The organism is Fervidobacterium sp. (assembly GCA_026419195.1).
GTDB lineage: Bacteria > Thermotogota > Thermotogae > Thermotogales > Fervidobacteriaceae > Fervidobacterium.
In genome coordinates, this window is sequence record JANZZV010000052.1 from 1 (window position 1) to 1,441 (window position 1,441).

Consider the following 1,441-nt stretch of genomic DNA (forward strand, 5'->3'; position numbering starts at 1 on the left):
CCAATCAAGATGGCAGCTATCAACAAAATATGTTCAAATTTTAACATACTAACTCACCCCCTTTTGCTTGGTAAAGTAATTTTTTAATCCGGTATTTGCTTTTTCGATTTGTTCGCATAATCTTTTAATCTCTGTTTCATCTGTTTCGTAGGTTATTAACGATAAACCAAAGGCAATGATTTTTGTACCGATGAGATTTTCTATACTATTACGCATTGCTTGGTTTTTAAAAATTTTTTCAAGAAACCCAATTATAACAGCGGTTGTTTTAGTAGGTGTAATTTTTTCAAGCAAAGCAATTAATACAGGCACCACGAGAATTCCAAGCAGGAATTCAAGCATAATATCACCTCCAAAGCAACTGGAAGATGAATTGGAAGGCAATTACCATTCCAAATCCTGTCCAAATTAATCGTTTAAGCATCTCAAGTTCTTTGTTTAAATCCTTATTTTCATCACAAAGAGTAGCAAGATCAGCGCGGAATTCGCCGTTTAATGTTTCGCGAACAGCCAATCTTGCGGCAATATCACGAATTGTTGCTGAACTTTCTTTATATAACTCTTCCAATTTTTCCAATCGATCATCAAACAACTGCAATTTTTCTTCAATACGTGCTAAGCGTTCAACCTCATTCATAAAAATCACTCCTCAAAATGAATGGTTGGTTCTTCGTTAGTTGGCAACTGATACTTGTTGGCAAAATAATTGTAATATTCCACCAACAATTCGTTCAAAGTTTTATGTTTTAGTTCATTTTCTGTGATAATTCTGCCATAACTTTCGCATTCCCAACCTGTGAGTTCAATTAATTCTGGTTTGTTATCTTCATTTAGTCTATAGTCTTGTTTAGTAGCTTGTTGGAAACCATAACAAAACCAGCAGAAATATCTATCCTCTTCTTTTTTGACGATAATATCATGTTTTTCAACCACGAACATAATAATCCCTCCTCATACATAGATTAGAATTGCAAACAAAGCATTAGGATTAAGTGTATTATTTTCGTCATACACTCTAAATGTTACACTTGTTGAAGAAGATGAAATAACTTGGCATCTAATACCACTATTTAATAAGTTATTATTTTGCGATAATTTTGCGCTTGTAATGCTGTAGTTATTTATTGGCAATCTGAAAGTTAATGTTAAATCATCTGATGATTTAGTAAAACTTATTATATTTGCATCACTATCAATTAAACTACCAGTAGCAGGATTGATAATTGCAAATGCCAAAATTTGGTTTGGATAATTATCTTCAATCCATCTAAAAAGTGCCAACGATTTTACATCGAATGTATTATTCTTGAAATAAATCACATCGTTTGTTTCAGAAGCTCTATAAAGTGGAATTATTTCGTTAAAAAATGTTAATGTATTTAAATAACATGCAACATTTTCAACAGTAAAGCTAAGTGGCACCATATTTACTGAATAGCTT

Annotated in this window: 4 protein-coding genes; all 4 read right to left on the minus strand. The window is 31.9% G+C overall.

Annotated elements, in window-relative coordinates; translation table 11 throughout:
- Positions 1-48 precede the first annotated feature (48 nt).
- The gene (locus N2Z58_09400; protein ID MCX7654873.1) at positions 49-342 is read right to left on the minus strand and encodes a hypothetical protein; all 294 of its coding nucleotides are present in this window, start codon (positions 340-342) and stop codon (positions 49-51) included.
- Between the two features lie 4 nt (positions 343-346).
- Positions 347-637: a hypothetical protein gene (locus N2Z58_09405; GenBank protein ID MCX7654874.1), complete on the minus strand. Its 291-nt coding sequence runs from the start codon at positions 635-637 to the stop codon at positions 347-349.
- 5 nt (positions 638-642) lie between these two features.
- The gene (locus tag N2Z58_09410; protein MCX7654875.1) at positions 643-939 is read right to left on the minus strand and encodes a hypothetical protein; all 297 of its coding nucleotides are present in this window, start codon (positions 937-939) and stop codon (positions 643-645) included.
- Between the two features lie 12 nt (positions 940-951).
- Positions 952-1,441: hypothetical protein (locus N2Z58_09415; protein MCX7654876.1), on the minus strand; the 490-nt coding region annotated here is incomplete at its 5' end.

Excerpts from the sequence above, each read along its gene's own strand:
- N2Z58_09400 (MCX7654873.1), bottom strand. The coding sequence starts at position 342 with ATGCTTGAATTCCTGCTTGGAATTCTCGTGGTGCCTGTATTAATTGCT.
- N2Z58_09410 (MCX7654875.1), bottom strand. The coding sequence starts at position 939 with ATGTTCGTGGTTGAAAAACATGATATTATCGTCAAAAAAGAAGAGGAT.
- N2Z58_09405 (MCX7654874.1), bottom strand. The coding sequence starts at position 637 with ATGAATGAGGTTGAACGCTTAGCACGTATTGAAGAAAAATTGCAGTTG.